This is a genomic window from Bradyrhizobium sp. USDA 327 (genome assembly GCF_041262065.1).
Lineage (GTDB): Bacteria > Pseudomonadota > Alphaproteobacteria > Rhizobiales > Xanthobacteraceae > Bradyrhizobium > Bradyrhizobium liaoningense.
Genome location: NZ_JBGCCW010000001.1, coordinates 6,077,056 through 6,101,745 on the forward strand (window position 1 = coordinate 6,077,056; position 24,690 = coordinate 6,101,745).

Here is a 24,690-nt window from a genome sequence, read left to right on the forward strand (position 1 = left end):
CGAAAGGCTGCGCATGAGTCTCAACGCGCTCGGCCTCATGGAAGCTGCGGCCGGCATCCGCGACGGCCGGCTCAGTTCGGCGGAGCTCGTCGGCGACTGCCTCAAGCGCGTCGATGAGGTCGATCGCGATATCCATGCGTGGGCGTTTCTCGATCGCGACCACGCGATGCGGCAGGCCGAGGCTGCTGACGATCGTCGTAAGCAGGGCAAGGCTGTCGGCCCGCTGCATGGCGTGCCCGTCGGCATCAAGGATATATTCGACACCGGCGACATGCCGACGGAATTCGGATCAGACCTGTGGGCCGGACGCACGCCGCGGCGCGATGCGGCGGCCGTGGCGCGTCTGCGGGCGTCCGGCGCCGTGATCCTCGGCAAGACGGTGACCACCGAGTACGCGTACTACAATCCGGGCAAGACCCGAAATCCGCACAACCCAGATCACACGCCCGGCGGATCGTCCTCGGGCTCCGCCGCGGCCGTCGCGGCGCTGATGGTGCCTGGTGCCGTCGGCTCGCAGACCAACGGCTCGGTGATCCGTCCTGCCGCCTTCTGCGGCGTAGTCGGTTTCAAGCCTTCGCACGGCCTCATTCCGCGCAGCGGCGCGCTCGAACTGTCGCGCACACTCGATCATGTCGGCGTGTTCGGGCGCAGCGTGGAGGACGCGGCCCTGCTGGCCGAGGTCATGGTCGACTTCGACCGGGAGGATCTGGACACGCGGCCTGTTGCGCGCCCGCCATTCTCTGCGGTAGCGGCGAGCGAGCCGCCGTTGCCGCCGCGATTTGCCTTCGTGCGCTCTCCGGTCTGGGATCAGGCCGAGCCAGTGACGCGTGAGGCCTTTGCTGAGCTTGTCGAGGCTTTGGGCGAGGCGTGCAGCGAAGTCGAGCTTGGGCCGAGCTTCGATCGAGCCGTCGATATGCACCGTATCATCATGGAAGTTGATATGGCGCACAATCTGCGGCGCGACTACCAGCGAGGCGGCGACAAGCTGAGCACGCGTCTACGCCAGGCGATCGAGCGCGGCCGCGCGCATCTTGCGGTGGATTACTGCGGCGCTCTGGCCGGGATTGCGCCGCTCAACCAGGCTCTGGACCATATTTTCGACGAATACGACGCCGTCCTGACGCCTGCGGCGCCGGGTGCCGCGCCCGGCATTGAAACGACCGGCAACCCGGTTTTCTGCACGCTCTGGACCTATCTCGGCGTGCCCGCCATCAGCCTGCCATTGATGCGTTCCGAAGCCGGCCTTCCGCTGGGCGTCCAGCTCGTCGGCCGCCGCGGCAACGATGCCCGCCTCTTGCGCACGGCGCATTGGCTCGTCAGGAATATCGGGCGCACTCGTGGCAGCGCTCGGCGCAACGTCCCGAGCGCTGGGTCGAACTCGGCTCCCGGCGCGGAGAAAAGGAAAGTGCGATGACCAATCTGATCACCGGGCTCATCGGCCTCGCGCTGATGATGACATTCCTTGGAATCCTGGTGGTCTGGATCAAGGCCATCCCGCTCATCGTCATTGTGGTTGGCGTGGTGATCCTGGCGGTGGTCGATTTCGTCCATTCACTGCGGACGCCAAACGGCACGCATCGCTGAGCGCCAGCGCAAAATCGTCCTCGCATGGCATGTCGCGCCGCACCATCACACCAGGTGGCACGCCACGAAGTGGCCGTTCGCCCCCTCCTTCAGCGCCGGAGCGCTTTCTGCGCAGCGCGGCTGGGCGATCGGGCAGCGGGTGTGGAAGTGACAGCCCGACGGCGGCTTCATCGGGCTTGGCACGTCGCCCTTGAGGCGGATGCGCTCGCGCTTGAGCTTGGGGTCGGGCACCGGCACCGCCGACAACAGCGCCCTGGTGTAGGGATGCTGCGGGTTGCGGTAGAGGTCGCTCGCCTTCGCCAGTTCGACGATGCGGCCGAGATACATCACCGCGACGCGATCTGAGATGTGCTCGACCACCGAGAGATCGTGCGCGACGAACAGATAGGTCAGGTTCAACTCGGCCTGGAGGTCTTCCAGGAGGTTGATCACCTGGGCCTGGATCGACACGTCGAGCGCGGAGACCGGCTCGTCGCAGACGATCAACTTCGGCTCGACCGCCAGCGCGCGCGCGATCACGATGCGCTGGCGCTGACCGCCGGAGAATTCGTGCGGATAGCGCCGCATGTGCTCGGCCTTGAGCCCGACCTTGACCAGCAGGCTCGCGACGCGCTCCTCGCGCTCCTTGGCGGAGGTCGCGAGATTGTGGATGGTGAAGGCCTCGCCGAGGATGGCGCCAACCGTCATGCGCGGATTGAGCGAAGCGAAGGGGTCCTGGAACACCAGCTGCATGTTCCGCCGCATCGCGCGCAGATCGTTGCCGCCGAGCTTGCGCACGTCCTGGCCGTCGAAGGTGACCTCGCCGTCGGTCGGCTCGATCAGGCGCAGCACGCAACGCCCCGTCGTCGACTTGCCGCAACCGGATTCGCCGACGAGACCGAGCGTCTCGCCGCGATTGACCGAGAACGACACGCCGTCGACAGCATAGACGGTGCCGACCTGGCGCGACAGCAGGCCTCCGAGCACCGGGAAGTGTTTCTTCAGGCCGCTGACGCGCAGCAACGGTTCGCTCATGCCGCGCCCCCCAGGCTGGTATCTCCCAAGTGACAGGCCATGCGATGGCCGGGCGCGACCTCGCGCAGCAGCGGTTCCTTCTCGCTGCAGACATTCATTGCGAACTTGCAGCGCGGGGCAAAACGGCAGCCGACCGGCGGATTGATCAGGATCGGTACCGAGCCGCCGATCGCCTCCAGCCGCGTCTTGTGCTCGCTGTCGAGGTCGATGCGCGGGATCGAGCGGATCAACCCTTGCGTATAGGGATGGCGGGGATCGCCGAAGAGCTCGTCGACGGCCGCCTCCTCCACCACCTTGCCGGCATACATCACGACGACGCGCTGCGCCGTCTCGGCGACGACGCCCATGGCATGGGTGATCAACATCACCGCCATGCCGAAGCGTTCCTTCATGTCCTGCAAGAGGTCGAGGATCTGCGCCTGGATGGTGACGTCGAGCGCGGTGGTCGGCTCGTCGGCGATGATCAGCTTCGGCTTGCAGGCGAGCGCCATCGCGATCATCACGCGCTGCCGCATGCCGCCGGAGAACTGGTGCGGATAATTGTGCACGCGGCCTTCGGCGTTGGGAATCTGCACCAGCTTCAGCATCTCGATGGTGCGTTCCAGGGCCTGTTTTCTCGTCACCGCCTCGTGGCGGCGCAGGCTCTCGGCGATCTGCTCGCCGATGGTGAGCACCGGATTGAGCGAGGTCATCGGCTCCTGGAAGATGAAGCCGATCTCCTTGGCGCGGATCTCGTCGAGCTGATTGCTGGTCAGCGGCACGAGATCGCGACCCTCGAAAATGATCTGGCCCGCCGCGATCCGGCCCGGCGGCATCGCGATCAGCTTCAGGATCGACATTGCGGTGACGGTCTTGCCGCAGCCGGACTCGCCGACGACGCAGAGCGTCTCCCCCCTGTTGATGGAGATGTCGACGCCGTCGACGGCCTGGAGGATGCCGTCGTCGGTTGAAAAGTGGGTTTTCAGGCCCTTGATCTCGAGCAGCGGTGCCATCAGATCACCCGTCGCGCATCGAGCGCGTCACGCAGGCCGTCGCCGATGAAGTTGATGGCGACCACCGCGATGAAGATCGCGCCGCCCGGAAACAGCGCCCAGTGCGGGCCGATATCGAGGAAATCCTTGGCATCGTACAGCAGTCGGCCCCAGGTCGGGGTGTCAGGCGGGAAGCCCAGGCCGAGGAAGGACAGCGTCGATTCCGCGATGATGGCGGCCGCAACGTCGATGGTGCCGGCGATGATCACCGGACCGAGCGCATTTGGCAGGATGTGCTTGACCACCTGCCGCAGCGGACTTGCACCGAGCGCACGTGCAGCCTCCACGAATTCCTTTTCGCGGATCGACAGGAATTGCGCGCGCACCAGGCGCGCGACCGGCATCCAGCGGAGCCCCCCGATCACCAGCACGATCAGGATGAAGATGCCGCCCTCGGGGCCGAACACCTGCTTCAGCCCATCGCGGAAGAGATAGATCAGCAGCAAGAGCAGCGGCAGTTGCGGCAGCGACAGGAACAGATCCGTGAGCCACATCAGGCCATGGCCGAGCGCGCCGCGCGACATGCCGGCCAGCGCGCCGATCAGCACGCCGATAAAGACCGAGACCAGCATCGCGGCAAGGCCGACGGCGAGCGAGATGCGCCCGCCATAGATCATGCGGGCGAGGATGTCCTGCCCGAGATCGTCGGTGCCGAACGGATGGGCCAGCGACGGCCCCTGCATACCCGCCACAATGTCGATCTCGTCGATCTTGACCCGCCAGACGAACGGACCGAGCACCACCGCCAGGACAAGAACCAGGAGCAGGAACGCGCTGACAACGGCAAGCTTGTGGCGGCTGTAGCGCCGCCACGTCTCGCGCCAGGGCGAGTAGACCCGCCGCTCAGCGGAGGGAGATGCGAGGGTCAAGCCAGCCATAGAGGACGTCCGCGATGAGATTGAACAGCACGACCAGGCACGCGAAGACGAAGGTGACGGCCATCACCACCGGCGTGTCGTTGGAAAGGATGGAGGAGATCAGCAGCGAGCCGATGCCGGGAATGCGGAATATCTGCTCGGTGACGATGGCGCCGCCGAACACCGCGGGCATCTGCAACGCAATCAGCGTCACGACCGGGATCATGGCGTTGCGCATCACGTGCTTGACGATGACCGTGGCCTGGCCAAGCCCCTTGGCACGCGCCGTGGTCACGTAGTCGAGCCGGATCACGTCGAGCATCGCCGAACGGACGAAGCGCGTCATTGACGCCGCCTGGAACAGACCGAGCACCGCCACCGGCATGATCGCCTGCCTGATCATCTCCAGCACCCAGCGGATGCCGGTTGCCTTGATGTCGGTCGTATAGACGAAAGGCAGCCAGTCCAGCGTGACCGAAAAGATCAGGATGAACAGAATGCCGGTGAAGAAGGTCGGCAGCGAGAAGCCGACGAAGGCGAGCGTATTCGCGATCTGGTCGAACAGCGAATACGGCTTGGTCGCGGCATAGACCCCGACGGGGATCGCGATCAAGAGCGCCAGGATCTGCGCCGAGCCGATCACGTAGAGCGTGGCCGGCAGGCGCTGGAGGATCAACTGGTCGACGTCCATCCGGCTCACGAAGGAGAAGCCCCAGTCGCCGTGCAGCATGGCGTTGAGCCAGTGCAGGTAGCGGAGATAGATCGGATCATCGAGACCGAACTTGGCCCGAAGCGCGGCCTGCACCTCGGGCGGCACGTTCGGGTTTGTCGCCAGTTCAGAGAACGGATCGCCGGGGGCGAGTGCAAGCACGACGAACAGCACGACCGAGATTCCGAGCAGGCTCGGAATCGCGATCAGGAGGCGACGCAGGACGTATTGACTCATGAGGGAAGGCCCCGTCTAGAGCTGGGGGATCATTCCTCGCGGTACCAGTCGAACAGGTTGTCGGTCTCGTTGGCCCACCCCGAGATCACCGGACGCAGCGAGTTCGACGCCGCTTCCACCTTGAGCCGGTGCTGCGCCGGAATGAACACGGTCTCCTGGAACAGGATGTCGTTGGCCTTGATGTAGAGCGCCACACGCTTCACCGGATCCATCTCGCCGTCCGCGGCATCGATCGCCGCGTCATAGTCCTTGTTGACAAAGCGCGGGAAGTTCGTGCCCTGCCACTTGTTTTCCTTCGTCGCGACGTTGCTCGAATGGTAACGGCGCATGTGCTGGGCCGGATCCGGCTGGCTCATCGGGATCTGGAACATCTCGATGTCGGCGTAGAACTTCGCATAAGTGTCGGGATTGGCGACGTCGGACGAGAAGAACACCGAGGCCACGACCGACTTCAGTTCGACATCGATGCCGGCCTTCTGGCAGGCCTGCTTGACGATCGCCTGCGTCTTCTGGCGCGGACCGTTGATCGAGGTCTGATAGAGCAGCTTCAGCTTCTTGCCGTCCTTCTCGCGGATGCCGTCCGCACCCGGCTTCCAGCCGGCATCGTCCAGAATCTTCGAGGCCTTCTCGACGCTGAACTCCCACGAGGTGTTCTTGGAGACGAACTTTTCGGGTCCGTTGAGGAAGTTCGCGGTGGTGCGGCCGGCGCGGCCGTAGATCGCCTTCTTGATCGAATCACGATCGACCAGCAGCGACAGCGCCTTGCGCACGGCGGGGTCGGAGAACAGCGGATGCTTGGTCTTCATCGAGGAGCGCTCGCCATCGACCTCGGTGTTGGGATCGGTGAAGTTGAGCGCGATGAACTCGGTGTCGCCGCCGACGGCGTAGATGGTCTTGCCCTTGCCGCCCTTCTCCAGGCGCAACAGCACGTCGTCCTCGACCTGGATGTTCCAGCCGAAATCGTATTCGCCGGTCTGGATCACCGCACGTGCGGCCGAGACCGCGTCGCCGCCGCCCTTCATCTCGAGCGTGTCGAAATAGGGCCGGTTCGGCATGTGATAGTCTTTGTTGATCTCGCCACGGATCAGATCGCCGGGCTTGAACTCGAGGAACTTGTAAGGGCCGGTGCCGACCGGCGCGAGGTTGTTCGGTGCTTCGCGGGACTTGGATCCCTTGTACTCGGCGAACAGGTGCTTGGGCAGAATTTGTCCGGTTGCACCGACGAAGGCGTCCGCCCAGAACGGCGTCGGCTTCTTGAAGGTGATGCGGACCGTCAGGTCATCTACCTTCTCGACCGTGATGTCGCGGTAGGTCGCTACGGTGATCGCGGCCGTCGCCGGATCGCTGATGTACTGCCAGGTGAAGACGACGTCGTCGGCCGAGAACGGCTTGCCGTCATGCCACTTCACGCCGGGCTTCAGCTTCCACGTCACCGACTTGCCGTCGGCGGCTAGCAGGCCGTTCTGGGTCGAGGGAATTTCGGACGCCAGCACCAGCTTCATGTTGCCGTCCGGATCCCAGCAGGCGAGCGGTTCATAGAACAGGCGCGAGCCGTCCTGGTCCTTGGTGCCGGTGGCGAAATGCGGATTGAGCAAGGTCGGGCCCTGCCACCACAACAGCTTCAGCGCACCGCCGCCGCCGCGTTTGGTCGGCTTGTAGGTGGACGCGCCCTGGGCCATGGCGACACCGCCGAGCGCGAGGATCTGGTTGGCCAGCGGTGCGGTCAGGCCAACGGCGGCCATGCGCTGGATGAAGGCGCGGCGGTTCATCCGCCCGTCCTTCACCTGACCGATCATCGAACGCAGTTCTTTATCCAGCATGGTTGTCCCCCCGTCTGGTTCCGACATGGATGCAGGCGGCCGCAGGAGGCGACCGCCGGGTTTGGCTGGCGGTAGATGGCACACCGAATGGGGTGCACGTCAACTGGGACCGTGTGTATGCAAACGGTCTTCTGGCTGTCCGTTGGGCAAAATTGCGTTCCGCAGCCCATCCGTTCGGCAATCCAGCGTCAAAACGTGCTGGATTGCGCGCTGCACTGCGGAAAATTTGTTCGCTGCATCCGACGAAGTATCGAGGTGAAATTACCCGACGGACATGTCGAGCGGCGGCGCGACGTGATCCGGCAGCGGACAGACGTAAGGTGTCTTGGCCGTCCGCTTTTGAAGGTCCGCCTTGGCAGCCTTGATCAGCTCCGGTTCCATCAGCGCCTTGATGCCGAGGCCGGCCATCGCCTTGGCCGCCTGCACCATGGCCTTGTGGGCATGCGGGCTCTTGCCCTGCGCTACCACCTGCCAGGTGTGGAAGGGCGTGCCGATCGCAACCGTGGGTGCGTGCACCTGCGCGGTCGGCACCACCCAGCTCACGTCGCCGACATCGGTCGAGCCGACCAGCGGGTTGCGCTTGGCATCGAGCGGCACCAGGAAGTCGGCCAGCGGCCGATCGGTCGGCTCCATGCCGATCGCGTAATAGACGGACGCGACGTCCTTGTCGGTGAGCGTCGCACGGATCTGGCTGGCAAAGCTCTTGTCCGCGTCGTCGAAGTGCGGCGGTCCGAGTTCTTCCATCACCTGGTGCAGCGCCTGTTCCAGCGGCGCATTCGGCAGGATGTTGGAGACCGCGGAGATGATCTTCATCTCGACTTTGGTCTCGGTCATCAACGCGGCGCCCTGCGCGATCTTGGACACGCGCTCGACCAGCTCGTTCATGCCGGGAAGGTCACGGGCGCGAATCGAATAACGCACGCGCGCATGCGCCTGCACCACGTTCGGCGCGATGCCGCCGGTATCGAGCAAAGCGTAGTGCACGCGGGCATCGCTCGGCATGTGCTCGCGCATGTAGTTCACGCCGACATTCATCAATTCCACCGCGTCGAGCGCCGAGCGGCCGAGATGCGGCGAGGCGGCCGCATGCGAGGTACGGCCGGTGAAAATGAAATCCGCGCGCGTGTTGGCGAGCGACGGCGTCACCGCGACTTCCCAGAAGCTGTGCGGATGCCAGGTGATGGCGATGTCGGCGTCCTCGAACGCGCCGGAGCGCACCATGAAGGCCTTTGCCGCGCCACCTTCTTCGGCGGGGCAGCCGTAATAGCGCACGCGGCCCGGCACCTTGTTCTCGGCCAGCCAGTCCTTCACCGCGGTCGCGGCGAGCAGTGCGGCGGAACCGAGCAGATTGTGACCGCAACCATGGCCATGGCCGCCGGTCTCGATCGGACGATGCTCGGCGACACCCGCCTCCTGGCTGAGGCCCGGCAGCGCGTCGTATTCACCCATGAAGGCGATGACAGGACCGCCCTCGCCCCACTCGCCCATCACCGCAGTCGGGATGCCGGCGACGTTCTCGGTGATCCGGAATCCCTGATGGCGCAGTTCGGCGAGGTGCTCGGCGGCGGACCGCGCCTCGGTGTAGCAGACCTCAGGCATGCCCCAGACCCTGTCGCTGAGGTCGATGAAACGTGCCTTGATCGTATCGATGCCACGCCAGATGTCGCTGCGGTTGTCCATGCTTGTCGTCCGTGATCCCAAGGTCAAACGAAGCGGCAATGGTTAGCAGCTTCGCTATGCGGCGCCTAGCATTCCGCCGGACAGCAGCCATGCGGCCATGCCGGATCGCACGGACGCCCAACCCGCGAGGTATCTCTCGCGCCTTTCGAAGATTTCACGCGGCGTTCTCCGGAATAGTTGGCAACGAGGCTTTCAAGACGGCCTGCTCCGGCCTAAATTATGCTTGCTCGTCGTTCCGCTAGCCAATGCCGGAGCGATGCTCTCAGCCAGGAGAACTCCATGCCCGCTCTGACCGAATGGAGAGTGCCGCCGGCGAACCAGCCGCGGGCGAGCGACTACAGCTTCGATCTCGATCGCGCCCTCGCATCCATCGTCGGCCTGCACGCCATCGTCCCGCCGGACGCTTTCAGCGCGGAGACGCTGGGCACCGAGCGCGCCGGCAACGGCGTCGTGATCGACGACGGGCTGGTGCTCACGATAGGTTATCTCATCACTGAGGCAGAGACGGTCTGGCTGCACCGCGCCGATGGACGCGTGGTGGAGGGTCATGCGCTCGGCTTCGATTCCGAGACCGGGTTCGGGCTGGTGCAGGCGCTCGGCCAGCTCGACGTCGCGCCGCTATCGCTCGGCTCGTCGGCGGCAACCCGGATCGGCGATCGCGTCGTGGTCGGCGGCGCCGGCGGGCGCACGCGCTCGGTCGCAAGCCAAATCGTGGCCAAGCAGGAATTCGCCGGCTACTGGGAATATCTGCTGGATGAGGCCATCTTCACCTGTCCCGCACATCCGAACTGGGGCGGCACGGCCCTTCTCAACGAACGTGGCGAGTTGATCGGCATCGGCTCGCTCCAGCTCGAGCGGGAACGTGACGGCAAGGCCGAGCACGTCAATATGATCGTGCCGATCGACCTCTTGAAGCCGATCCTCGAGGACTTGCGCAAATTCGGCCGCGTCAACAGGCCGGCGCGGCCTTGGCTCGGGCTCTTCTCGACCGAGATCGACAACCGCGTGGTGGTGATCGGGATCTCCACCAACGGCCCGGCCGCCCGCGCCGAGCTCAAGACCGGCGATGTCATCCTCGCCGTGGACGGCGAGAAGGTCACGAGCCAGACCGCGCTCTACAGAAAGATGTGGACGCTCGGCGCCGCCGGCGTCGACGTGCCGCTCACCGTGCATCATGAAGGCGTCACCTTCGACGTTACGGTGACGTCGACCGATCGCTTCAAGCTCCTGAAGGCGCCGAAGCTGCACTGACCCAAGGCTTGAGGAAGAAGCGGGCGATGACCGAGGCCGTGGTGGACGACATCGTTGCCGTGCTGCCAACACTGCTCAATGCGCTGGAAGCGCTCGGCTTCTTCCAGCGGCATTTGCACCCGCCGGCCTTCGCCTCGGTGATGAACGCAATCGGCACACCGGACGAGGCGCTGCAAGCAGCACGAGCGGCGATCGGCGACTGGCCTGAACAGTTCGCCGGCTTGCGCGAGCGGCTCGATCGCGCCTGCGACGAGGCCCTCGCCGCCTTTGCCGGCATCCGCGAGGTCGAGCGTGGCAATGGCGACCTCGTCGCGGTGTTCCGGGCCCTGCGCCATGTCCCGCGCGTGCAGGAAGCGCTCTATCCGCTGGCGGTGCAGTTCCCGCCCGTGAGCGGCTTCTTTCTCAACGCCGCCAATCGCGAGAATCACGATCTGCTGTCGCGACTGGAAGCCGGCGCAGGCGAACACACCGGCGTCTTCCACGATCACAACGAACCCGGTAGCCGCGGCGGCTTCTCGGTCTATGTCCCGGAATACTACACGCCCGATCGCACCATGCCGCTGGTGATGGCGCTGCATGGCGGCAGCGGCAACGGGCGCGGTTTTCTGTGGAGCTGGCTGCGCGACGCGCGCAGTCTTGGCGCGGTCCTTGTGGCACCGACCGCGACCGGCCCGACCTGGGCGCTGATGGGCGACGACACCGACACGCCGAACCTCATGCGCATCCTCGAGACGGTGCGCGGACGCTGGAGCATCGACCCCTCGCGCATGCTTCTGACCGGCATGAGCGACGGCGGCACCTTCTGCTACGTCACCGGGCTCGACGGCGCCTCGCCCTTCACCCACCTTGCGCCTGTTGCGGCGACCTTTCATCCGCTGATGGCGGAAATGGCGGATGCAAGGCGCCTGCAAGGTCTGCCGGTCTTCATCACTCACGGCAAGCTCGACTGGATGTTTCCGGTGCAGACCGCACGGCAGACGCAGGCGGCGCTCTCCGCCGCCGGCGCCAATGTCACCTATCGCGAGATCGACGACCTCAGCCACACCTATCCGCGCGAGATCAATGCGGAATTGCTGCAGTGGCTGAATGGAGAATGAACGACCTCTCCTTAGATGCGCCGCATGGCCGGGGAACCATCGCTCCGGGCGTACGTTATCGCCCGTCACCGGAGGTTCGCCATGCAGACTTTTTTCGGAATGATCCTGGGCGCACTGCTGCTTGCGGGCGGCGTTTACGTCTATGATTCCATGCAGACGTCGTCGGTCGCCAATGGCGAGGTCGCGACCACCAATCGCACCATCGTGAACTGGGATGTCGCCAAGGCCGATTGGGACGCACTGCGCGACCGCGCGCACAAGGACTGGGTCCGGATCTCGTCGAAGTAATATCGCCCCGACCATATGAATGAGGCGCCGTCGCGAACTCCGCGGCGGCGCCTTTGTGTTGACTGCGATCGACGAAACGCGTCAGTTCATCTTGGCCTTGCGGGCGTCGGCGATGACCTGCTCGAACTCGGCCATGCTGAGCACGCCGGGCACGCGGTACTTGCCGACGATGAATGACGGCGTACCACTGAACCCGAAAGCTTCAGCCTGCTCGTTGTTGCGCTTGAGGATGGCGTCGATGTCCTTGGCGTGGCCGGTGAGATCGCGCTTCAACCGGTCCATGTCGACGCCGGCGGCCGCAAGCAGCTCGTTGATGCGCGGCTCGGTCAGCCGCGAGTTGACGCCCATCATGGCGTCGTGGGCCTGATGGTACTTGTCCTGGAATTTCGCCGCTAGGGCGGTCCGCGCCGCCGTGACCGAAACCGGCCCGAGGATCGGCCAGTCCTTCATCACCAGCCGCACCTTCCCATCGTCCTGGACGACCTGGCGCAGCTCGGGCTCGAGCTTGCGGCAATAGGGACAATTGTAGTCGGACCATTCGACGATCGTGATGTTGCCGTCGGGATTGCCTGCGACGGGCGTGTCGGGATCGCGCAGCACCTTGGCTTCGGTCAGCACTTCGTCCCCGCCGGTCGCCGCGCGCGCCGAAGCGACCCCACCCATCGCGAGCGCACCTGCCCCGATCAGCGCCAACGCCGCGCGCCGCGTCGCAAGGCCATTGTTCACAAATCCAGTCATATCTCGTCCCGTTCCGGCCCCATCTACGTACATACGCCGGGGGATCGGCGGTTGTTACGGATCATATAGAGTGTTGCGACGGTCATGTCATCGCACCAGTAGTGTGATCGCGAGAGGGACCAGGAACGAGGTCACCAGGGCGTTCAGGCTCATGGCGATGCCGGAAAAGACGCCGGCAATCTCGTCGACCTGGAACGCGCGCGCGGTGCCGATGCCGTGCGCGGCAAGGCCGGCGGCAAACCCGCGAGCCCGGTAATCGGTGACGCCGGTGCGGTTCATCAGCGGCGTCACGATGATGGCGCCCATGATGCCGGTGAGGATGACCGCGACGGCCGCCAGCGAAGGATCGGCATGCAGGGATTCGGCGATACCCATGGCGACGCCGGCGGTGACTGATTTCGGCGCCAGCGACAACACCACGTCACGCGGCAGGCCGGAAAGTTCGGCCAGCAGCACGACCGACACCACCGCGGTGACCGAGCCCGCGACCAGCGCCACCAGCATCGGAACGATCGATGAGACGACGCGCTTGCGGTTCTCGTAGAGCGGCACCGCGAGCGCGACGGTCGCCGGCCCCAGCAGGAAGTGCACGAACTGCGCGCCGGCGAAATAAGTCGTGTAGGAGGTGCCGGTCAACAGCAGGAACGCGGCGATGATCCACATCGCGTGCAGCACGGGATTGGCCAGCGGATGACGCCGGGTCGCCAACGAGACCGCGTCCGTCGTTGCATAGACCAGCAGCGTCACGGTCAGCCAGAGCAGCGGCGATTGCGAGAGATAGACCCACAGCGAGAACGGATTGTCCTTCATCGCGCGTCCTGCTGCTTCAACAGGCGGCTGACGAGGCGAAAGGTCAGCACGGTCGCGAGCAGCGTGACGACCACGGACAGCGCGAGCACGAGGATGATGGCGATGCCGTGAGACGCGAGCAGATCGAGCTTCTGCACGACGCCAACGCCGGCCGGCACGAATAACAATGAGAGATGGGCCAGCAGGCCCTTGCTCGCCGTCTCGACACCCTCATTGCGCAGCGGCCCGTGCACTAGCAGGGCAAAGCGGTCGCGGGCGAGCAGCAGGACCAGAAGCAGCAGCAGACCGAGCACGGGTCCCGGCAACGGCAGGCCGAGACCGCGCACGACGGCTTCGCCGATCAATTGGCAGAGCAGGATGAGGCCGAGACTTGCAAGCATGGCCATCGCATCAAGGGATGCGCTGGCACGCTTGTCAATCGCCGCCATGCGCAGACGTGCGCGGCCCGTCCGAGGCCGCAATGCGCGGCAGCATCGCCATCAAGGTCCCGGTCATGGTCGCGATCAGCGTGGTCTTGCCGTCATGCTCGGCAAACGCCTTGGCCTCGCAGAAGGTCAGCGTGCGGCCGGGCTTGACGACTTCGGCCCTGAAGACGAAGCGCTCACCCCGGGCCGGCGCAAGCAGCGTGGTCTTGAACTCGACGGTGAGGATGTCGGCCTCACGCGGCATCAGGGTGAAGGCGGCGACGCCGCAGGCATGGTCCAGGCCTGCGGTGATGATACCGGCGTGGACAAAGCCGTTCTGCTGCGTAAAGGCGGACGCATACGGCATCGCCAGTTCGACCCGGCCCGGCGCCAAGGAGACGATCGATATGCCCAGCGTGCGCATCGCCGGCTGGGCGGCGAACATCGCGGTCGCGGCCGTGCGGTACTCGGGGTTTCTCGGCTCGAAGGTGGCCATCGCTCATGCCTCAGCCGGCTCGGAAAGGTGCTTCACGGCGATCTCCCGGATCGCATCGGCGAATGGTGCGGACGTGCGCAGTTGACGGTCCATGTGCACGCCGGTGATCTCGCACGTCGCTGCGAGTTCGCCGGTCTCGGCATTCGTCATGTCGTGCCGGAAGCGGATCGACTTGTCGCGAAGCTCGAGCAGATGGCTACGGATCTCGACGATGTCGCCGGCCAGCAGCTCGCGCCGGTAGGCGATATTCTGCTGCACGGCGGCCATTCCGCGGCCGGAGCTGCGCAGATAGCTCGGCGTCAGGCCCAGGCGGGCGAACAGATTCCAGTTGGCCTCGTCGAACTTGCCGACATACCACATGATGTTCATGTGGCCGACGTGATCGCATTGCCACGGATAGACCGTGCCGCGATAGGTCGCCTCCTGCTCCATCGGTTTCCTCCCGCAATTTGGTCTTTGATCGTTGATACGGTAGCGTATCAAACCCGTGTCGCGTTAGCAATACGGTACCGTATCAAGAGCCGGTGGGGTTTTCTTCATGACTGACGGCAAGGGCGATGTCTGGGTCGAGGCAGGGTTTGCCGAGCTCGCCCGCGCGGGGGTCGAGGGCGTGCGGGTCGAGGTGCTCGCCAAGAATCTTGGCGTCACCAAGGGCGGCTTCTACCGCCGCTTTGCCGACCGCGCCGCGCTGCTCGATGCCATGCTGGAAGGCTGGCGCGAGGGACGCGTCGCCGCAATCGCGCAGCAGACGAGTCTCGACGGGCAAGAGCCCCGCGAACGATTGAGAGCGGTGATCCAGCTCTATTCCGAGCGCCTCAATCCGGAGGGCATGGCGATCGAGCTCGCGATCCGGCAATGGGCCCGCTCGGACGCGAACGCCGCGGCGGCGGTGGCGAGCGTCGACGCGGCGCGGCTCAAGCACGTCAGCGAACTCTATCGCGCGACCGGCCTTGCGGCCGAGGAGGCCGAGGCGCAGGCTTTCCTGTTCTACTGCTTCATCTTCGGCCAGAGCTTGTTGTTCGTCGAGAGCGGTCCGCGGAAGCGGTCGCAGCTCGTGGCGAGGTCGGCCGAGAAGCTGCTCGACTGAGCATAATCCGGAAAAGTGTGCAGCGGTTTTCCGGAAGATTGTGCTCGAACAATTCAAGCAAATGGCCGGAGCGCTGCTCCGGCCATCGTCTCGATTCGAAGCTCAGGCGGCGCCCTTCAGCTTCTTGGTGCATTCGCTGTAATAGCCGCCGCCCTTCTGGATCCACTTCAAGCCGCCATTGCCGTTGGTGGCCTTGTTGGCATTGTACTGGTCGACGCAGGTGTGCAGCCGCGCCTTGCCGGGGGTCTCCTTGGCATATTTCGGATCGACAGCGTTCGGATAGACCGCCGGTCCGGCCGGCAGGGCCGGCGCGGCGGGGGGTGCCGCCTCCTTCGCCGCCTGCTTCGGCTCGGCAGGAGCCGCGGGCGCAGCCGGAGCAGCTGCCGCCGGTGCAGCGGCGGGCTTCGCATCGGCACCGCACTGGGCCTTGCGGAAGTCATTCCACTTCATGGTCCCGAGCGAGCCGTCCTTCTTGGCGGCCTGATATTTCGCGCTGCACTCCTGCGCGGTCAGTGCCTGCGCCGGCGCGCTCGCCAGCAATGCCGCAACACCGGACGCTGCAATCGCGCACAACAATCTTGTCTGAATGATCATCCCTGGGTCTCCTGCTTGGTCTTCCCCGACGGAAGTGAAACGAGGATTGCTATCCTAGCGTGTCGGCCGCTTGCGACAAGGATGCGATGGCGATCGCCGGCAAAATATAGTGATCCCATCGCTCAGCTCATTCATGTCGCGTTCAGCAATGCAGGCCGACGTTCCAGCCCTTCGCCATTCTCCCAAGCAGAGTGCAACACATGACCTTCACGTCTCGCCTCGCCGCCGTCGCCCTCGCCTCCCTGCTCGTCACCGGCACCGCCTTCGCACAGACCGCAGCGCCGGCAGCCAAGACCGAAACAAAGACCGATGCCGCTGCCACCGCCGACAAGAAGGCGCCGAAGGAGCGTTCGGCCGAGTCGCTCGAATGCTCCAGGCAGGCGGACGCCAAGGGATTGAAGGGCAAGGAGCGCAGGAAGTTTCGCCGTGAGTGCAAGAAGGAGGCGAAGGCCGGCAGCGTCGCTCCCGCCGCCCCCGCCGCTCCTGCCTCAGACAAGAAGTAAGTCCGTCACGATCCTCCGCGAGCATCCGCGAGAGGCGCGCGCATTGCGGCATGACGAGCCTGCAATTGTGCGCCTCCCGCCGATTTGCGATAAGGTGGTGTGAAGCAGATCACCGCCTCCCTGACGTTCGAATGGCCGAGCCGTGCCAGCATATTGAGCACGGTGGAGACGCTCGTCATCGGCACCGCCGGCGGCCTGGTGTTTCTCGTCGCGAACCTTCCCGGCGGGCTGATCTCGGGTTCGATGATCGCGGTCGGGAGCGCCGCGATCGCCGGCCGCCAGCTGACGCTGCCGCCGATCCTGACCCAGACCGTGCTGGTGCTGCTCGGCATCTCGCTGGGCTCGGTGGTCTCGCGCCATTTGCTTCAGCAGGTCGGCGCCTATCCCCTCACCATCGGGCTGCTTGCGCTCGCCACCTTCTGCTCGACGTTCGGCTCGAGCTACTATCTCCAGCGCATCCATGGCTGGGACCGCACCTCGGCTTTCCTGGCCGGCAGCCCCGGCGCGCTGTCGCAGATCACCATTCTGGCGGTCGAGCGCGGCGCCGACCTGCCGGGCATCGCGGTGGTGCAGACCATGCGCGTCATCATCCTGACCGCCGCGCTGCCGATGGTGCTGGCGATTGCGGGCGTGGCGTCCTCTGCTGCGCCGTCGCTGACGACGACGATCGCCTCGCCGCTCGACCTCCTCGAGCTGGCCGCTGCCTCGCTGGCCGCAGCGCTCGTCTTGCGGCTGATCAGATTTCCGGCGAGCTGGATGTTCGGCGCGATGATCGCCTCAAGCGTGCTGCACGGCGCAGGATGGGTCGAGGGCGGCCTGCCGGACTGGGTCCGCGGCGTGGCGCTGGTCGGTATCGGCGCACTGATCGGCAGCCGTTTCGCGCGGATGCGAATCAAGACGCTCGCCGGCCACCTCAGCGCGGCACTGGGCTCGTTTGCCGTGGCCATCGCCGTCTCCGCCATCTTCGTCGGCATCGTGGCGCTGACCACGCAGGTGAAATTCTCCGACGTCGTCGTCGCCTTCGCGCCGGGCGCGATGGATGCGATGCTGGCGCTGGCGCTGACATTGCACATCGACCCGATCTTCGTCGGCGCCCACCACCTCTCGCGCTTCGTGTTCGTGACGATCGCAACGCCGGGCATCGTGCACCTGTTCGGGCGCACGCAGGACGATGTGGATGACTAGGCCTTAGCGCTTCGTCGTCCGCACAAATCCCCACGCGGCGATCGCGGCCATCAGCAGCGAGATCAGCACGTTGTAGCCGGCGAGCGAAAGGCCGAGGAAGCGCCACTGCACCTCGTCGCAGCGCACCACCTTGACGGTGTCGAGCTTCGACAGCAGATCAGCGGCGCTGCCGAGATTGACGACGGGCCCGGAGCAATCGGTCGGCCCTTTCCAGAAACCCCATTCGACGCCGGCGTGATAGGTGCCTAGGCCGGCATTGGCGAGCGTCGCCAGCGCGAGGATCGCGAGCCCCGCCAGCAGCAGCGGTCGCGGCGCGCCGTTCCTCGCCGCTAGCGCCGTCAGCGCACCGAGCGGGATCGCGAGGTAATAGGCGTAGCGCTGCTCCAGGCAGAGCGGACAGGGCAGGATCTCCAGCACGAGCTGGAAGAACCAGGCGCCGGCGATCGTGACTGCGGCGATCAGCGTGACCAGCAGCGAGGCGGTCAGCGCGGGGCCCGCACTGGCCTGCTTGAACGCTGGTATGGCGGCACTCTGGGTCGTCACGGCAGCCTCTTTCCGGTGGTCGCGCCCTCAAGCCTCTAGCCCCGGCCCATGCGGCTGTCGAGAACGGCCGGGATCACTTTGGCGCGGGTTGACCCCGTCTTGTCCATGGCTATAGTCCGCCGGCTTCGCGACGCCCCCTTCAGGGCCGACCGGGGGCCCCTGTGGCGGAACTGGTAGACGCGCTCGACTCAAAATCGAGTTCCGCAAGGAGTGCTGGTTCGATTCCGGCCAGGGGCACCACGCTTCGCCCTTCGGGCTTCGCGTGGCGCGGCCATGCTAGACCGAAGGGCGAAGCGTGTCCGTCCGGCGAAGCCACTTGGCGAAGACGGACTGGCGACAATCCCTCCCTAGCCATCTCCCCATCCCCCCTGTATAAACCGTCAGCTTCTTCCGTCACTCGAAGGAGCTCACATGAACGACCTGCACGCGTGGCTTTCGCAGCAACACCACGGCTTGCGGACCTTCCAGACCTTTCAGCAAAAGCTCGAGACGCTCGGCCGGGACGATCCCGCCCAGCGCGGACTATGCCGTCTGTTGAGCGGCCTTGTCGGCACCTATGTCGAGGCCTTTGACGAGGCCCCGCTGCCGGTCGACGTCGCCGATCGCGCTTACCGACGCCTGCTGACGCTGCTCGACAGCCTCGATCCGCACGGAAACGCCGACCGCCGCCTCGCCGACATCAACCGCGTGGCGACCTGCGAGTTGTGGCGGTGATCGGCAGGACGAGCTGGCACAGCTCTATTTTCAAGCAACAAGACACGCCAGTACAGCCTCGCGACGCATGACGCCCGAGCCTTGTGCTTCTCTCGACGCCCCTTCGTTGGAAAGGGCGCAGGGAAGACCGGGCGCCGGCTGGCACCCGCGGTCCGCTGTGCGCAAATTGCGCGAAGACAGATGCACAGCGGCATACAGGGCAGCCTGGACATCCCGGCCTTCCCTGCGCAGTGGTTTGACGGCTTATGGCGCGCTCTCCCCGGGGAGCGATGCACTATTGCCCCCGTCGCCTTGCGGATGACTGATGCGCGGGCCCGGTCGGGCCGCCACATCACCGCAAGCCTTGACGCACAGACCCCGGGCGTCAGGACCACACGCTTTTGCCGTACGCTGGAATCGCACCGGTCGCGTGCGCGCCGCTCAACCGCTCACGGGCCAAACCCGCCCTGCGATTGCATGCGCGCCGATGCGCTCCACACCCACCGCCACCCGGCCCGCGTATCGTGACGATCGCGAAACGCCCCATCCTTGGGCCGGGGTACGCGACACATATGATATTTCCGAATTTCGGTCAATCGGAATTTTCGAGTCACGAAGCGGCGAGCGTTCGGACAGACCTTGTTCCGGCTGAGAATCATCTTCTGCAGCCCGATAGCTTCATTCTTGCCCCCGCGTGTCTCCGCACCGTCATTGCGAGCGCAGCCACGCAATCCAGGAATGCATCCGCGGAGATAGTCTGGATTGCTTCGTCGCAGAGCTCCTCGCAATGACGAGGAGGAGAGATTACGCGTCCGACTGCCGTGTCGGCGCGGAGACCCCCCAGGAGCGAAGTGAGCACCTGCTGCTCGAGCGTCGAACTATCGATAGGGATTAGATGCCGTACCGCCGCGAGGCATTCGACTTCTCACGGCCGCTCCCTATATCCTCTCGCAAACGATGGATGCAGCGGACAGCTTTGATGGCCAGGCGACGCACGACGGACAGGGACGCTGAAGACCTTCCCCGCTATTTCGTCTGGGTTCGAGGGCTCGAAGGGCCCGAGCCGCAGAAATGGACGGCGATGGATTTCGGCATCGGCGACTGGAAGCGGCCGCTGGTGCTGGCTTATCTGGAGCTGCCGGAAGACGAGCGGCGTCTATCCCTGTCGGTGTTGGCCCGGCGCTATCCGCCGCCGCGGGTGGATCTTTCGTGAGCGGGGCTAAGGTGTGTGCTCACAAACGTCGGCTGCGCAAGGCAAAGCGGAAGTCACCTCGCTTGAGCGTGATCGGCGGATTTTGGACCCACTGCGGACGTCGAGATGGCTTAATTCAAAATTGAGCACGCTATCTGCTCTTAGTTGACGACGACTACAACTACAACCTAATTCCAGATTGGAGACCAGTGACACGTTAGGTCTGAGTGGATCGATGACCCCGCGAGCGAAGGAAGCATTTTCGGTCTTCTTGAAGGTGTTCTGGGTCTTCCTGTTCCTCCTAGCGGCGATTTTGGCTCTCGGCTGGTTTGTCCTTGATGGCAGCACGACCCGGCCCCGCGTCGTTCGTTCACGGCTCACAATAGTGATCGAAACTCCTGAAGGTGAGCGATCAGGTTCTAGCGTCACGCAGGAGACGATAAGCTTCCCCGGCGGTCTGAGCAGGGCTCAAGGGTGGGGGCTCACAGAACAATTGGTTGGCGAGGCTGTCGTCGTTGACCTTGGGCAACACGGCATATTGTTTTCGACATTTGAAAGACAATCGATCCTCTCGCGCATGGGAGGTGACGCTTACAACGCGGGCTTGACACCGTTCCCACAGGGGGACTTTCGTGGCGAACACGCCGCAAACGCGTCAATCAATAAGCAATATGCTGCTTATCTCGATGAGCTCAATCGGTCTAAACCCAAGTCCGCGTTGCAGCTCAAAGATGTTCCCGCATTGGTTCGATTCGAAAATCTGAACGATCCGACCAGCGTCGCGCTGGTGGACCCGCTCGACCTTGCCACGAGCTTCGGATCCGGTGTGAGGTTCAAAGGCGCTACTGTTGAGATCACCGACGATCCGATCACCCATGGCATCGAAGATCGATTGCCTTGGCTGAGGTCGAGCAAAGTTGCTGAGTATTTGTTTCCCAATCCGACCCATCAACCGCCGCCAGATGCACGAGCGGTTAGACATCTCAGCTATGACGACTTCAGGAGATTGCCCCGATGACCGACATCGGCCGGGCGCGTCATGGAGCGGTTTGGGGTTTCCGCTCGTGGCCCGGGGCTGACTTCCGTTCTTGGTCTAGCGCTGTCCGCTACCCTGAGGATTGTGTTGCAAAACTCCAGTTGAGGCGACTCGCGAACCGTGATTCCGTTGGTTTGAGGCGGCATTTGCGGGAGCAGCGGATGTTAGGGCGGCAGGAGAGCGGTCAGGGCCAGTTCTTTTACTCCTTTGATCTCGACAGGGTGGTGCCGGCTGATCACTTGGTACGACAAATCGACGGTTTGCTGGACCTGAGTTGGGTGCACAACGAGCTCGCTCCGTTCTACTCGCACACTGGCCGGCCTTCGATTGATCCGGTGCTCATGATCCGGATGCTGGTCTTGGGCTACGTATTTGCACTTCGTTCCGAGCGTCGGCTCTGCGCCGAGGTCCAGGTCAATCTGGCTTACAGATGGTTTTGCAAGCTCGGCATCGAGGATCATATCCCTGATCACTCGGTGTTTTGCCGGGCGCGGCGCGAACGCTTCCGTGAGAGCGATGCCTTACGCCGGGTTTTTGAGCGTGTAGTGACGCTGTGTATTTCGGCGGGGCTGGTCGGAGGCGAAGCGTTCTCAGTCGATGCGAGCCTGATCAAGGCAGATGTGAACAAGACTAGGCGACTTCCCGGCGACCAGCCTATTACCTGGCCAAAGGCGGAGGAAGCATCCCATGCGGTTCGGGAGTACATCGCAGCGCTTGATGCCGCCAATAGCGATAAGGACAGCGATGAAGACGGCGGCGGTTCAAGTGAAGGCAGCCGTCGCCGCAAGCCTCCCAAGGAAGTCTCGCTCACCGATCCGCAAGCAACATGGGTTACGAGGCCGGGCGTGGATCCATTCTTTGCTTATGATGCGAACTATCTGATCGACAACAAGGCCGGGATCATCCTCGATGCGGTAGGCACGCGCGCGAACCGTGCGGTTGAGATTGCTGTCACCCAGATCATGGTGGACCGCGTTGAGCGTCGCTTCGATCTGCGCCCCAAAAGGTTGGCAGGCGACACGGCTTACGGCGCGGTCAGACTGCTCAAATGGCTGGTGGATCGCAAGATCACGCCGCACGTTCCGGTGTGGGACAAGTCGGCACGCCCCGATGGCACCTTTAACCGAGCGGACTTCGTCTTCGACCAGAAGCGCAATGTCTATGTTTGCCCGGGTGGCGCGGAACTGACCAGCACCGGCAATATCGATCAAGGTCACATCGTTTACTACAGGGCCAGCAAGAGCGATTGCTCTGGCTGCGCCTTGAAGCCCAAATGCACGACGGCGGTCGTGCGCAAAATTACCCGCGACGTCAACGAAGATGTGCGCGATCATGTCCGTGCGCTGGCCAATACGGAAGCCTTCGAGCAATCGCGCCGCGAGCGCAAAAAGGTCGAGATGCGGTTTGCTCATATGAAGCGCATTCTCAGGCTCGACCGGCTTCGGCTGCGGGGCCTGAATGGCGTCAGGGACGAAGTGCTGCTCACAGCCACCGCGCAGAACCTGAGGCGGCTGGCCAAGCTAATCTGCCGTCCTCCGCCACAACTGGCAGTCGCGTGCTGAAATCCACCAGCAAAACGGAAACCGCCGACACCCCGTACCCAAAAAAACCGCCGAAACTCAAAAGCCAAGCTCGCCCCAAGTCAGAAACCAGTTTTGCAACACAATCCTGAGCTGAGCGGAACATCGTCATAGAGCCGCCGAGCCCTGCCGTTGACCCATTGCAGACGATCGGTGTTCATTCAAAATTGAGCATCTGGTGGGCCGGCTGATTGACGTGCCAGCGTGCCGCCACGTCCGAACCAAAGGGTAAACCGGATCTCGCAGATGCCGTCCAAAGTCGGCCCGAATGACCCCGAGACCACATCCGCCCCCCGTCAGAATCTCTTGTCAGGTGTTGTTTTGGTCGGAAGTTTATTGAAAATGCGAAAGTTGATCTTCCGTAACGACTCGCTCGATCTTCTCGGACTTGCCCCTGATGCGGTATCGAACTCGTCCATCGGACTCGATGGGCATATGTTGAATGATGGTATAGATCATCGGCGGTTCAGCGGTGGCACGTCCTTGTGGACCTTGGGGTTGGTGGCGAACGTCTTCATTCAACTTATAAGCATACGACATGTGTGACCTCAATGTTTGCTGCTGCTCTAGCTTGGAGTGACGTAACGCGTACTGTCGCCTTCGGCTCTGGCTCGTAAAATCGAATCCGAGATGCTCTAGTCCTCGAGAATGGACTTTGTACCCTCGAATATCTGCTCCGCTGTGCCTTTGATCGTGCCCTTGGCCCAGGCCTGAAACACGGTCACGTAGGCGTTCTTGTAAGCCTCTTCGTCTGCAGAGAAGTAGACCTCATCTGTGGCGGTATCCAAGACAAGCGCTCCTTTATCGATGCAAATTTCTTCGATCAGAACCAGTCGCTCTTCTTGCTCGGCGAGATGCCGCTTGACAATGCTCATTGAATCTCCTGCTTTGCGCGGATCCACGTTCTTCGGATGCACCGCCGCCCAATGCATACGCGAATGACTTCATAGAGAGCTGCAACAAGTCGCTGCAGAAGTGAGCGACATCACTTAAGGAGTGACGCGCCTAGCACGAGACAAACATGGGTCAGCCGAGGGAGTTGGCGGACGAATGCGCCATGAACGTCCGATTGCCGGCTACTGGTCCAATCTGCCAGTTGCATCATCCTTCGGACGGGGAATTCCGTACGGGACCGACAATCAACCTGTAGGTGGGCACCGAAGCAGAGTTCCACGATACCAGGGTCGTGCTGCAAACCGAGCACTCGAAGCCGGCGATCTGCCGACTGGGGCTATTTCCTCGGTTCGACCAAAGACGGCGCCGCTCCGACAGGATCGGTGATTAGATTCGAGCATGCCGGTCTATGCGCACGAGAGACAAAATAAGCCACTTCGAAATTCGATTTGGCTATTTAGCTCCGAGACCGAGACACGCCGTCGTTTTACCTTTTCGGTCCGTTCAAGTTTTTAGCTGAGCAACCGCCGGGCCGAATGTCGAAGACAAGCCACGGCAAGCTCACTTGACGATCGCCTTCACGGATTGAAGCAAAAACCCCGCCCCTGATGACTCAGGCGCGGGGGACCACAAGCTCTGCCAGTACATCCGTGGCTAGAGCGACAGGTCCGTCGTGCCTCAACTAAGCAGCACGAAGATTTTCGGCAGCGGACTTGCCCGTACGGCGGTCTGCGACGACGTCGTAAGACAGCGTCTGACCTTCGTTCAGGGTGCCCATTCCGGCGCGTTCGACCGCGCTGATATGAACGAAAACGTCGTTGCTGCCGTTTGCCGGCTGGATAAAGCCGAAGCCCTTTTGGGTGTTAAACCATTTCACTGTACCTGTGTTCATCGGGTCTTCCTTTCGCATACGCGCGGGAGCTGGCGCGCGGACTTGCGGCCAGTGTTCCAGTTTGTCGATGTTGGAGAATGTCTGAAACGTGCGCGCCGTCAGGACGTGAGGCGAAAGCGGAACAGTTGTTCGGCCAGTATCGATGCTTGAGACCATACATCAGTAGTTGCGAGACCACAAGAAGAAGCCAATAGCTCTTCTCATCATGGTTGGTGTATTTGTCCGTAGCTGAAGCCCGTGGTAACTGATGCGGAAGCGACCTCGTGCGCTCGGAATTATAAAAGGCTCTTCCTCTGCCCGACAGAACTAACCGCCGGCCGGGGCTGGCGACTAGTTGCTCGAAATGCTTCCCTCAGGTTCCCTTTTCGCGCGCTTTCCTGCATAGTTCGGCATGGCAAAAGTAAAAGTGAGCTTCAAACCACTCCGTAACTCAGAGGGCGACTGGACTATTGTTGCCGAGTACCCCGGCGCAGAA

27 protein-coding genes and 1 tRNA gene are annotated in these 24,690 nt (G+C 63.5%); 13 read left to right on the forward strand and 15 right to left on the reverse strand.

The window, feature by feature from the left end:
• Nucleotides 1–13: 13 nt before the first annotated feature.
• Together ABIA42_RS28735 and ABIA42_RS28740 are read left to right on the forward strand one after the other, a co-directional pair.
• On the forward strand, nucleotides 14–1,414 hold the full coding sequence (locus ABIA42_RS28735) for an amidase (RefSeq protein WP_370157181.1): 1,401 nt from the start codon (nucleotides 14–16) through the stop codon (nucleotides 1,412–1,414).
• Entirely contained in the window at nucleotides 1,411–1,584 is a 174-nt protein-coding gene (locus ABIA42_RS28740) for a hypothetical protein (protein ID WP_370118823.1), read from the forward strand. The genes ABIA42_RS28735 and ABIA42_RS28740 overlap by 4 nt, the downstream gene beginning before the upstream one ends.
• Before the next feature lie 45 nt (nucleotides 1,585–1,629).
• Here ABIA42_RS28740 and ABIA42_RS28745 read toward each other — a convergent pair whose 3' ends face one another.
• The 6 genes from ABIA42_RS28745 to ABIA42_RS28770 all read right to left on the reverse strand — a co-directional run bounded on the left by ABIA42_RS28745 (nucleotide 1,630) and on the right by ABIA42_RS28770 (nucleotide 8,932).
• Nucleotides 1,630–2,598, reverse strand: a complete 969-nt coding sequence (locus ABIA42_RS28745; protein WP_271531519.1) for an ABC transporter ATP-binding protein — start codon at nucleotides 2,596–2,598, stop codon at nucleotides 1,630–1,632.
• The gene (locus tag ABIA42_RS28750) at nucleotides 2,595–3,590 is read right to left on the reverse strand and encodes an ABC transporter ATP-binding protein (RefSeq protein WP_271531517.1); all 996 of its coding nucleotides are present in this window, start codon (nucleotides 3,588–3,590) and stop codon (nucleotides 2,595–2,597) included. The genes ABIA42_RS28745 and ABIA42_RS28750 overlap by 4 nt, the downstream gene beginning before the upstream one ends.
• The gene (locus tag ABIA42_RS28755; RefSeq protein ID WP_028178492.1) at nucleotides 3,590–4,507 is read right to left on the reverse strand and encodes an ABC transporter permease; all 918 of its coding nucleotides are present in this window, start codon (nucleotides 4,505–4,507) and stop codon (nucleotides 3,590–3,592) included. The genes ABIA42_RS28750 and ABIA42_RS28755 overlap by 1 nt, the downstream gene beginning before the upstream one ends.
• On the reverse strand, nucleotides 4,473–5,432 hold the full coding sequence (locus ABIA42_RS28760; RefSeq protein ID WP_271531515.1) for an ABC transporter permease: 960 nt from the start codon (nucleotides 5,430–5,432) through the stop codon (nucleotides 4,473–4,475). The genes ABIA42_RS28755 and ABIA42_RS28760 overlap by 35 nt, the downstream gene beginning before the upstream one ends.
• 29 nt (nucleotides 5,433–5,461) lie before the next feature.
• Nucleotides 5,462–7,252 carry a peptide ABC transporter substrate-binding protein gene (locus ABIA42_RS28765; RefSeq protein WP_370143681.1) on the reverse strand — a complete coding sequence of 597 codons (1,791 nt, stop codon included), beginning with the start codon at nucleotides 7,250–7,252 and terminating at the stop codon, nucleotides 5,462–5,464.
• A gap of 261 nt (nucleotides 7,253–7,513) precedes the next feature.
• Nucleotides 7,514–8,932 carry a M20 family metallopeptidase gene (locus ABIA42_RS28770; protein ID WP_271531511.1) on the reverse strand — a complete coding sequence of 473 codons (1,419 nt, stop codon included), beginning with the start codon at nucleotides 8,930–8,932 and terminating at the stop codon, nucleotides 7,514–7,516.
• Nucleotides 8,933–9,211: 279 nt separating this feature from the next.
• Here ABIA42_RS28770 and ABIA42_RS28775 point away from each other — a divergent pair, with 279 nt between their 5' ends.
• The 3 genes from ABIA42_RS28775 to ABIA42_RS28785 all read left to right on the forward strand — a co-directional run bounded on the left by ABIA42_RS28775 (nucleotide 9,212) and on the right by ABIA42_RS28785 (nucleotide 11,568).
• On the forward strand, nucleotides 9,212–10,183 hold the full coding sequence (locus ABIA42_RS28775; protein ID WP_370118816.1) for a S1C family serine protease: 972 nt from the start codon (nucleotides 9,212–9,214) through the stop codon (nucleotides 10,181–10,183).
• A 26-nt stretch (nucleotides 10,184–10,209) separates the two neighbouring features.
• Complete coding sequence (locus ABIA42_RS28780; RefSeq protein WP_370143682.1) at nucleotides 10,210–11,280, forward strand: phospholipase; 1,071 nt, start codon at nucleotides 10,210–10,212, stop codon at nucleotides 11,278–11,280.
• 81 nt (nucleotides 11,281–11,361) lie between these two features.
• A complete protein-coding gene (locus ABIA42_RS28785) occupies nucleotides 11,362–11,568 on the forward strand; it encodes a hypothetical protein (protein WP_018316294.1) in 207 nt (68 codons plus the stop codon).
• Nucleotides 11,569–11,649: 81 nt separating this feature from the next.
• Here the strand turns inward: ABIA42_RS28785 and ABIA42_RS28790 are convergent, their stop codons facing one another.
• From ABIA42_RS28790 to ABIA42_RS28810, 5 genes are all read right to left on the reverse strand, one after another.
• Nucleotides 11,650–12,306 carry a DsbA family protein gene (locus ABIA42_RS28790; RefSeq protein WP_370118813.1) on the reverse strand — a complete coding sequence of 219 codons (657 nt, stop codon included), beginning with the start codon at nucleotides 12,304–12,306 and terminating at the stop codon, nucleotides 11,650–11,652.
• Nucleotides 12,307–12,393: 87 nt separating this feature from the next.
• Complete coding sequence (locus ABIA42_RS28795) at nucleotides 12,394–13,116, reverse strand: LrgB family protein (protein ID WP_370118810.1); 723 nt, start codon at nucleotides 13,114–13,116, stop codon at nucleotides 12,394–12,396.
• Entirely contained in the window at nucleotides 13,113–13,496 is a 384-nt protein-coding gene (locus tag ABIA42_RS28800; protein WP_370118807.1) for a CidA/LrgA family protein, read from the reverse strand. Before ABIA42_RS28800 ends, ABIA42_RS28795 begins: the two co-directional genes overlap by 4 nt.
• 34 nt (nucleotides 13,497–13,530) lie before the next feature.
• Nucleotides 13,531–14,016, reverse strand: a complete 486-nt coding sequence (locus ABIA42_RS28805; RefSeq protein WP_370118804.1) for a PaaI family thioesterase — start codon at nucleotides 14,014–14,016, stop codon at nucleotides 13,531–13,533.
• 3 nt (nucleotides 14,017–14,019) lie between these two features.
• Nucleotides 14,020–14,448, reverse strand: a complete 429-nt coding sequence (locus tag ABIA42_RS28810; protein WP_370118801.1) for an acyl-CoA thioesterase — start codon at nucleotides 14,446–14,448, stop codon at nucleotides 14,020–14,022.
• Nucleotides 14,449–14,554: 106 nt separating this feature from the next.
• Here ABIA42_RS28810 and ABIA42_RS28815 point away from each other — a divergent pair, with 106 nt between their 5' ends.
• A complete protein-coding gene (locus ABIA42_RS28815) occupies nucleotides 14,555–15,103 on the forward strand; it encodes a TetR/AcrR family transcriptional regulator (protein ID WP_370118798.1) in 549 nt (182 codons plus the stop codon).
• Between the two features lie 102 nt (nucleotides 15,104–15,205).
• On the opposite strand, the gene ABIA42_RS28820 is transcribed toward ABIA42_RS28815, so the two are convergent.
• The gene (locus tag ABIA42_RS28820; protein ID WP_370118795.1) at nucleotides 15,206–15,697 is read right to left on the reverse strand and encodes a hypothetical protein; all 492 of its coding nucleotides are present in this window, start codon (nucleotides 15,695–15,697) and stop codon (nucleotides 15,206–15,208) included.
• A gap of 200 nt (nucleotides 15,698–15,897) precedes the next feature.
• Here ABIA42_RS28820 and ABIA42_RS28825 point away from each other — a divergent pair, with 200 nt between their 5' ends.
• Together ABIA42_RS28825 and ABIA42_RS28830 are read left to right on the forward strand one after the other, a co-directional pair.
• The gene (locus ABIA42_RS28825) at nucleotides 15,898–16,200 is read left to right on the forward strand and encodes a PsiF family protein (RefSeq protein WP_370118793.1); all 303 of its coding nucleotides are present in this window, start codon (nucleotides 15,898–15,900) and stop codon (nucleotides 16,198–16,200) included.
• A gap of 99 nt (nucleotides 16,201–16,299) precedes the next feature.
• Nucleotides 16,300–17,385 carry an AbrB family transcriptional regulator gene (locus tag ABIA42_RS28830; RefSeq protein WP_370118790.1) on the forward strand — a complete coding sequence of 362 codons (1,086 nt, stop codon included), beginning with the start codon at nucleotides 16,300–16,302 and terminating at the stop codon, nucleotides 17,383–17,385.
• 3 nt (nucleotides 17,386–17,388) lie between these two features.
• Here the strand turns inward: ABIA42_RS28830 and ABIA42_RS28835 are convergent, their stop codons facing one another.
• Nucleotides 17,389–17,928 (reverse strand): disulfide bond formation protein B, encoded by a 540-nt coding sequence (locus tag ABIA42_RS28835; protein WP_370118787.1) that lies wholly within the window; start codon nucleotides 17,926–17,928, stop codon nucleotides 17,389–17,391.
• Between the two features lie 155 nt (nucleotides 17,929–18,083).
• Between ABIA42_RS28835 and ABIA42_RS28840 the strand changes: the two genes are divergently transcribed.
• The 5 genes from ABIA42_RS28840 (at nucleotide 18,084) to ABIA42_RS28860 (ending at nucleotide 22,411) form a co-directional block, all read left to right on the forward strand.
• Nucleotides 18,084–18,168 (forward strand) — tRNA-Leu (locus ABIA42_RS28840).
• 171 nt (nucleotides 18,169–18,339) lie between these two features.
• The gene (locus ABIA42_RS28845) at nucleotides 18,340–18,642 is read left to right on the forward strand and encodes a hypothetical protein (protein WP_271531488.1); all 303 of its coding nucleotides are present in this window, start codon (nucleotides 18,340–18,342) and stop codon (nucleotides 18,640–18,642) included.
• Nucleotides 18,643–19,600: 958 nt separating this feature from the next.
• Nucleotides 19,601–19,834: a hypothetical protein gene (locus ABIA42_RS28850; protein WP_370118784.1), complete on the forward strand. Its 234-nt coding sequence runs from the start codon at nucleotides 19,601–19,603 to the stop codon at nucleotides 19,832–19,834.
• Between the two features lie 214 nt (nucleotides 19,835–20,048).
• The gene (locus tag ABIA42_RS28855) at nucleotides 20,049–20,831 is read left to right on the forward strand and encodes a hypothetical protein (RefSeq protein ID WP_370118781.1); all 783 of its coding nucleotides are present in this window, start codon (nucleotides 20,049–20,051) and stop codon (nucleotides 20,829–20,831) included.
• 179 nt (nucleotides 20,832–21,010) lie between these two features.
• Complete coding sequence (locus ABIA42_RS28860) at nucleotides 21,011–22,411, forward strand: IS1182 family transposase (RefSeq protein ID WP_370114641.1); 1,401 nt, start codon at nucleotides 21,011–21,013, stop codon at nucleotides 22,409–22,411.
• Between the two features lie 653 nt (nucleotides 22,412–23,064).
• On the opposite strand, the gene ABIA42_RS28865 is transcribed toward ABIA42_RS28860, so the two are convergent.
• Both ABIA42_RS28865 and ABIA42_RS28870 read right to left on the reverse strand, forming a co-directional pair.
• Complete coding sequence (locus ABIA42_RS28865; RefSeq protein ID WP_028180112.1) at nucleotides 23,065–23,304, reverse strand: hypothetical protein; 240 nt, start codon at nucleotides 23,302–23,304, stop codon at nucleotides 23,065–23,067.
• A gap of 701 nt (nucleotides 23,305–24,005) precedes the next feature.
• A complete protein-coding gene (locus ABIA42_RS28870) occupies nucleotides 24,006–24,215 on the reverse strand; it encodes a cold-shock protein (protein ID WP_028180113.1) in 210 nt (69 codons plus the stop codon).
• Nucleotides 24,216–24,690 lie beyond the last annotated feature (475 nt).

Excerpts from the sequence above, each read along its gene's own strand:
- ABIA42_RS28850 (WP_370118784.1), top strand. The coding sequence starts at position 19,601 with ATGGCCAGGCGACGCACGACGGACAGGGACGCTGAAGACCTTCCCCGC.
- ABIA42_RS28745 (WP_271531519.1), bottom strand. The coding sequence starts at position 2,598 with ATGAGCGAACCGTTGCTGCGCGTCAGCGGCCTGAAGAAACACTTCCCG.
- ABIA42_RS28825 (WP_370118793.1), top strand. The coding sequence starts at position 15,898 with ATGACCTTCACGTCTCGCCTCGCCGCCGTCGCCCTCGCCTCCCTGCTC.
- ABIA42_RS28855 (WP_370118781.1), top strand. The coding sequence starts at position 20,049 with ATGACCCCGCGAGCGAAGGAAGCATTTTCGGTCTTCTTGAAGGTGTTC.
- ABIA42_RS28845 (WP_271531488.1), top strand. The coding sequence starts at position 18,340 with ATGAACGACCTGCACGCGTGGCTTTCGCAGCAACACCACGGCTTGCGG.
- ABIA42_RS28865 (WP_028180112.1), bottom strand. The coding sequence starts at position 23,304 with ATGAGCATTGTCAAGCGGCATCTCGCCGAGCAAGAAGAGCGACTGGTT.
- ABIA42_RS28740 (WP_370118823.1), top strand. The coding sequence starts at position 1,411 with ATGACCAATCTGATCACCGGGCTCATCGGCCTCGCGCTGATGATGACA.
- ABIA42_RS28785 (WP_018316294.1), top strand. The coding sequence starts at position 11,362 with ATGCAGACTTTTTTCGGAATGATCCTGGGCGCACTGCTGCTTGCGGGC.
- ABIA42_RS28800 (WP_370118807.1), bottom strand. The coding sequence starts at position 13,496 with ATGCTTGCAAGTCTCGGCCTCATCCTGCTCTGCCAATTGATCGGCGAA.
- ABIA42_RS28815 (WP_370118798.1), top strand. The coding sequence starts at position 14,555 with ATGACTGACGGCAAGGGCGATGTCTGGGTCGAGGCAGGGTTTGCCGAG.
- ABIA42_RS28810 (WP_370118801.1), bottom strand. The coding sequence starts at position 14,448 with ATGGAGCAGGAGGCGACCTATCGCGGCACGGTCTATCCGTGGCAATGC.
- ABIA42_RS28870 (WP_028180113.1), bottom strand. The coding sequence starts at position 24,215 with ATGAACACAGGTACAGTGAAATGGTTTAACACCCAAAAGGGCTTCGGC.
- ABIA42_RS28760 (WP_271531515.1), bottom strand. The coding sequence starts at position 5,432 with ATGAGTCAATACGTCCTGCGTCGCCTCCTGATCGCGATTCCGAGCCTG.
- ABIA42_RS28805 (WP_370118804.1), bottom strand. The coding sequence starts at position 14,016 with ATGGCCACCTTCGAGCCGAGAAACCCCGAGTACCGCACGGCCGCGACC.
- ABIA42_RS28735 (WP_370157181.1), top strand. The coding sequence starts at position 14 with ATGAGTCTCAACGCGCTCGGCCTCATGGAAGCTGCGGCCGGCATCCGC.
- ABIA42_RS28860 (WP_370114641.1), top strand. The coding sequence starts at position 21,011 with ATGTTAGGGCGGCAGGAGAGCGGTCAGGGCCAGTTCTTTTACTCCTTT.
- ABIA42_RS28795 (WP_370118810.1), bottom strand. The coding sequence starts at position 13,116 with ATGAAGGACAATCCGTTCTCGCTGTGGGTCTATCTCTCGCAATCGCCG.
- ABIA42_RS28765 (WP_370143681.1), bottom strand. The coding sequence starts at position 7,252 with ATGCTGGATAAAGAACTGCGTTCGATGATCGGTCAGGTGAAGGACGGG.
- ABIA42_RS28790 (WP_370118813.1), bottom strand. The coding sequence starts at position 12,306 with ATGACTGGATTTGTGAACAATGGCCTTGCGACGCGGCGCGCGGCGTTG.
- ABIA42_RS28780 (WP_370143682.1), top strand. The coding sequence starts at position 10,210 with ATGACCGAGGCCGTGGTGGACGACATCGTTGCCGTGCTGCCAACACTG.
- ABIA42_RS28820 (WP_370118795.1), bottom strand. The coding sequence starts at position 15,697 with ATGATCATTCAGACAAGATTGTTGTGCGCGATTGCAGCGTCCGGTGTT.
- ABIA42_RS28755 (WP_028178492.1), bottom strand. The coding sequence starts at position 4,507 with ATGGCTGGCTTGACCCTCGCATCTCCCTCCGCTGAGCGGCGGGTCTAC.
- ABIA42_RS28750 (WP_271531517.1), bottom strand. The coding sequence starts at position 3,590 with ATGGCACCGCTGCTCGAGATCAAGGGCCTGAAAACCCACTTTTCAACC.
- ABIA42_RS28775 (WP_370118816.1), top strand. The coding sequence starts at position 9,212 with ATGCCCGCTCTGACCGAATGGAGAGTGCCGCCGGCGAACCAGCCGCGG.
- ABIA42_RS28770 (WP_271531511.1), bottom strand. The coding sequence starts at position 8,932 with ATGGACAACCGCAGCGACATCTGGCGTGGCATCGATACGATCAAGGCA.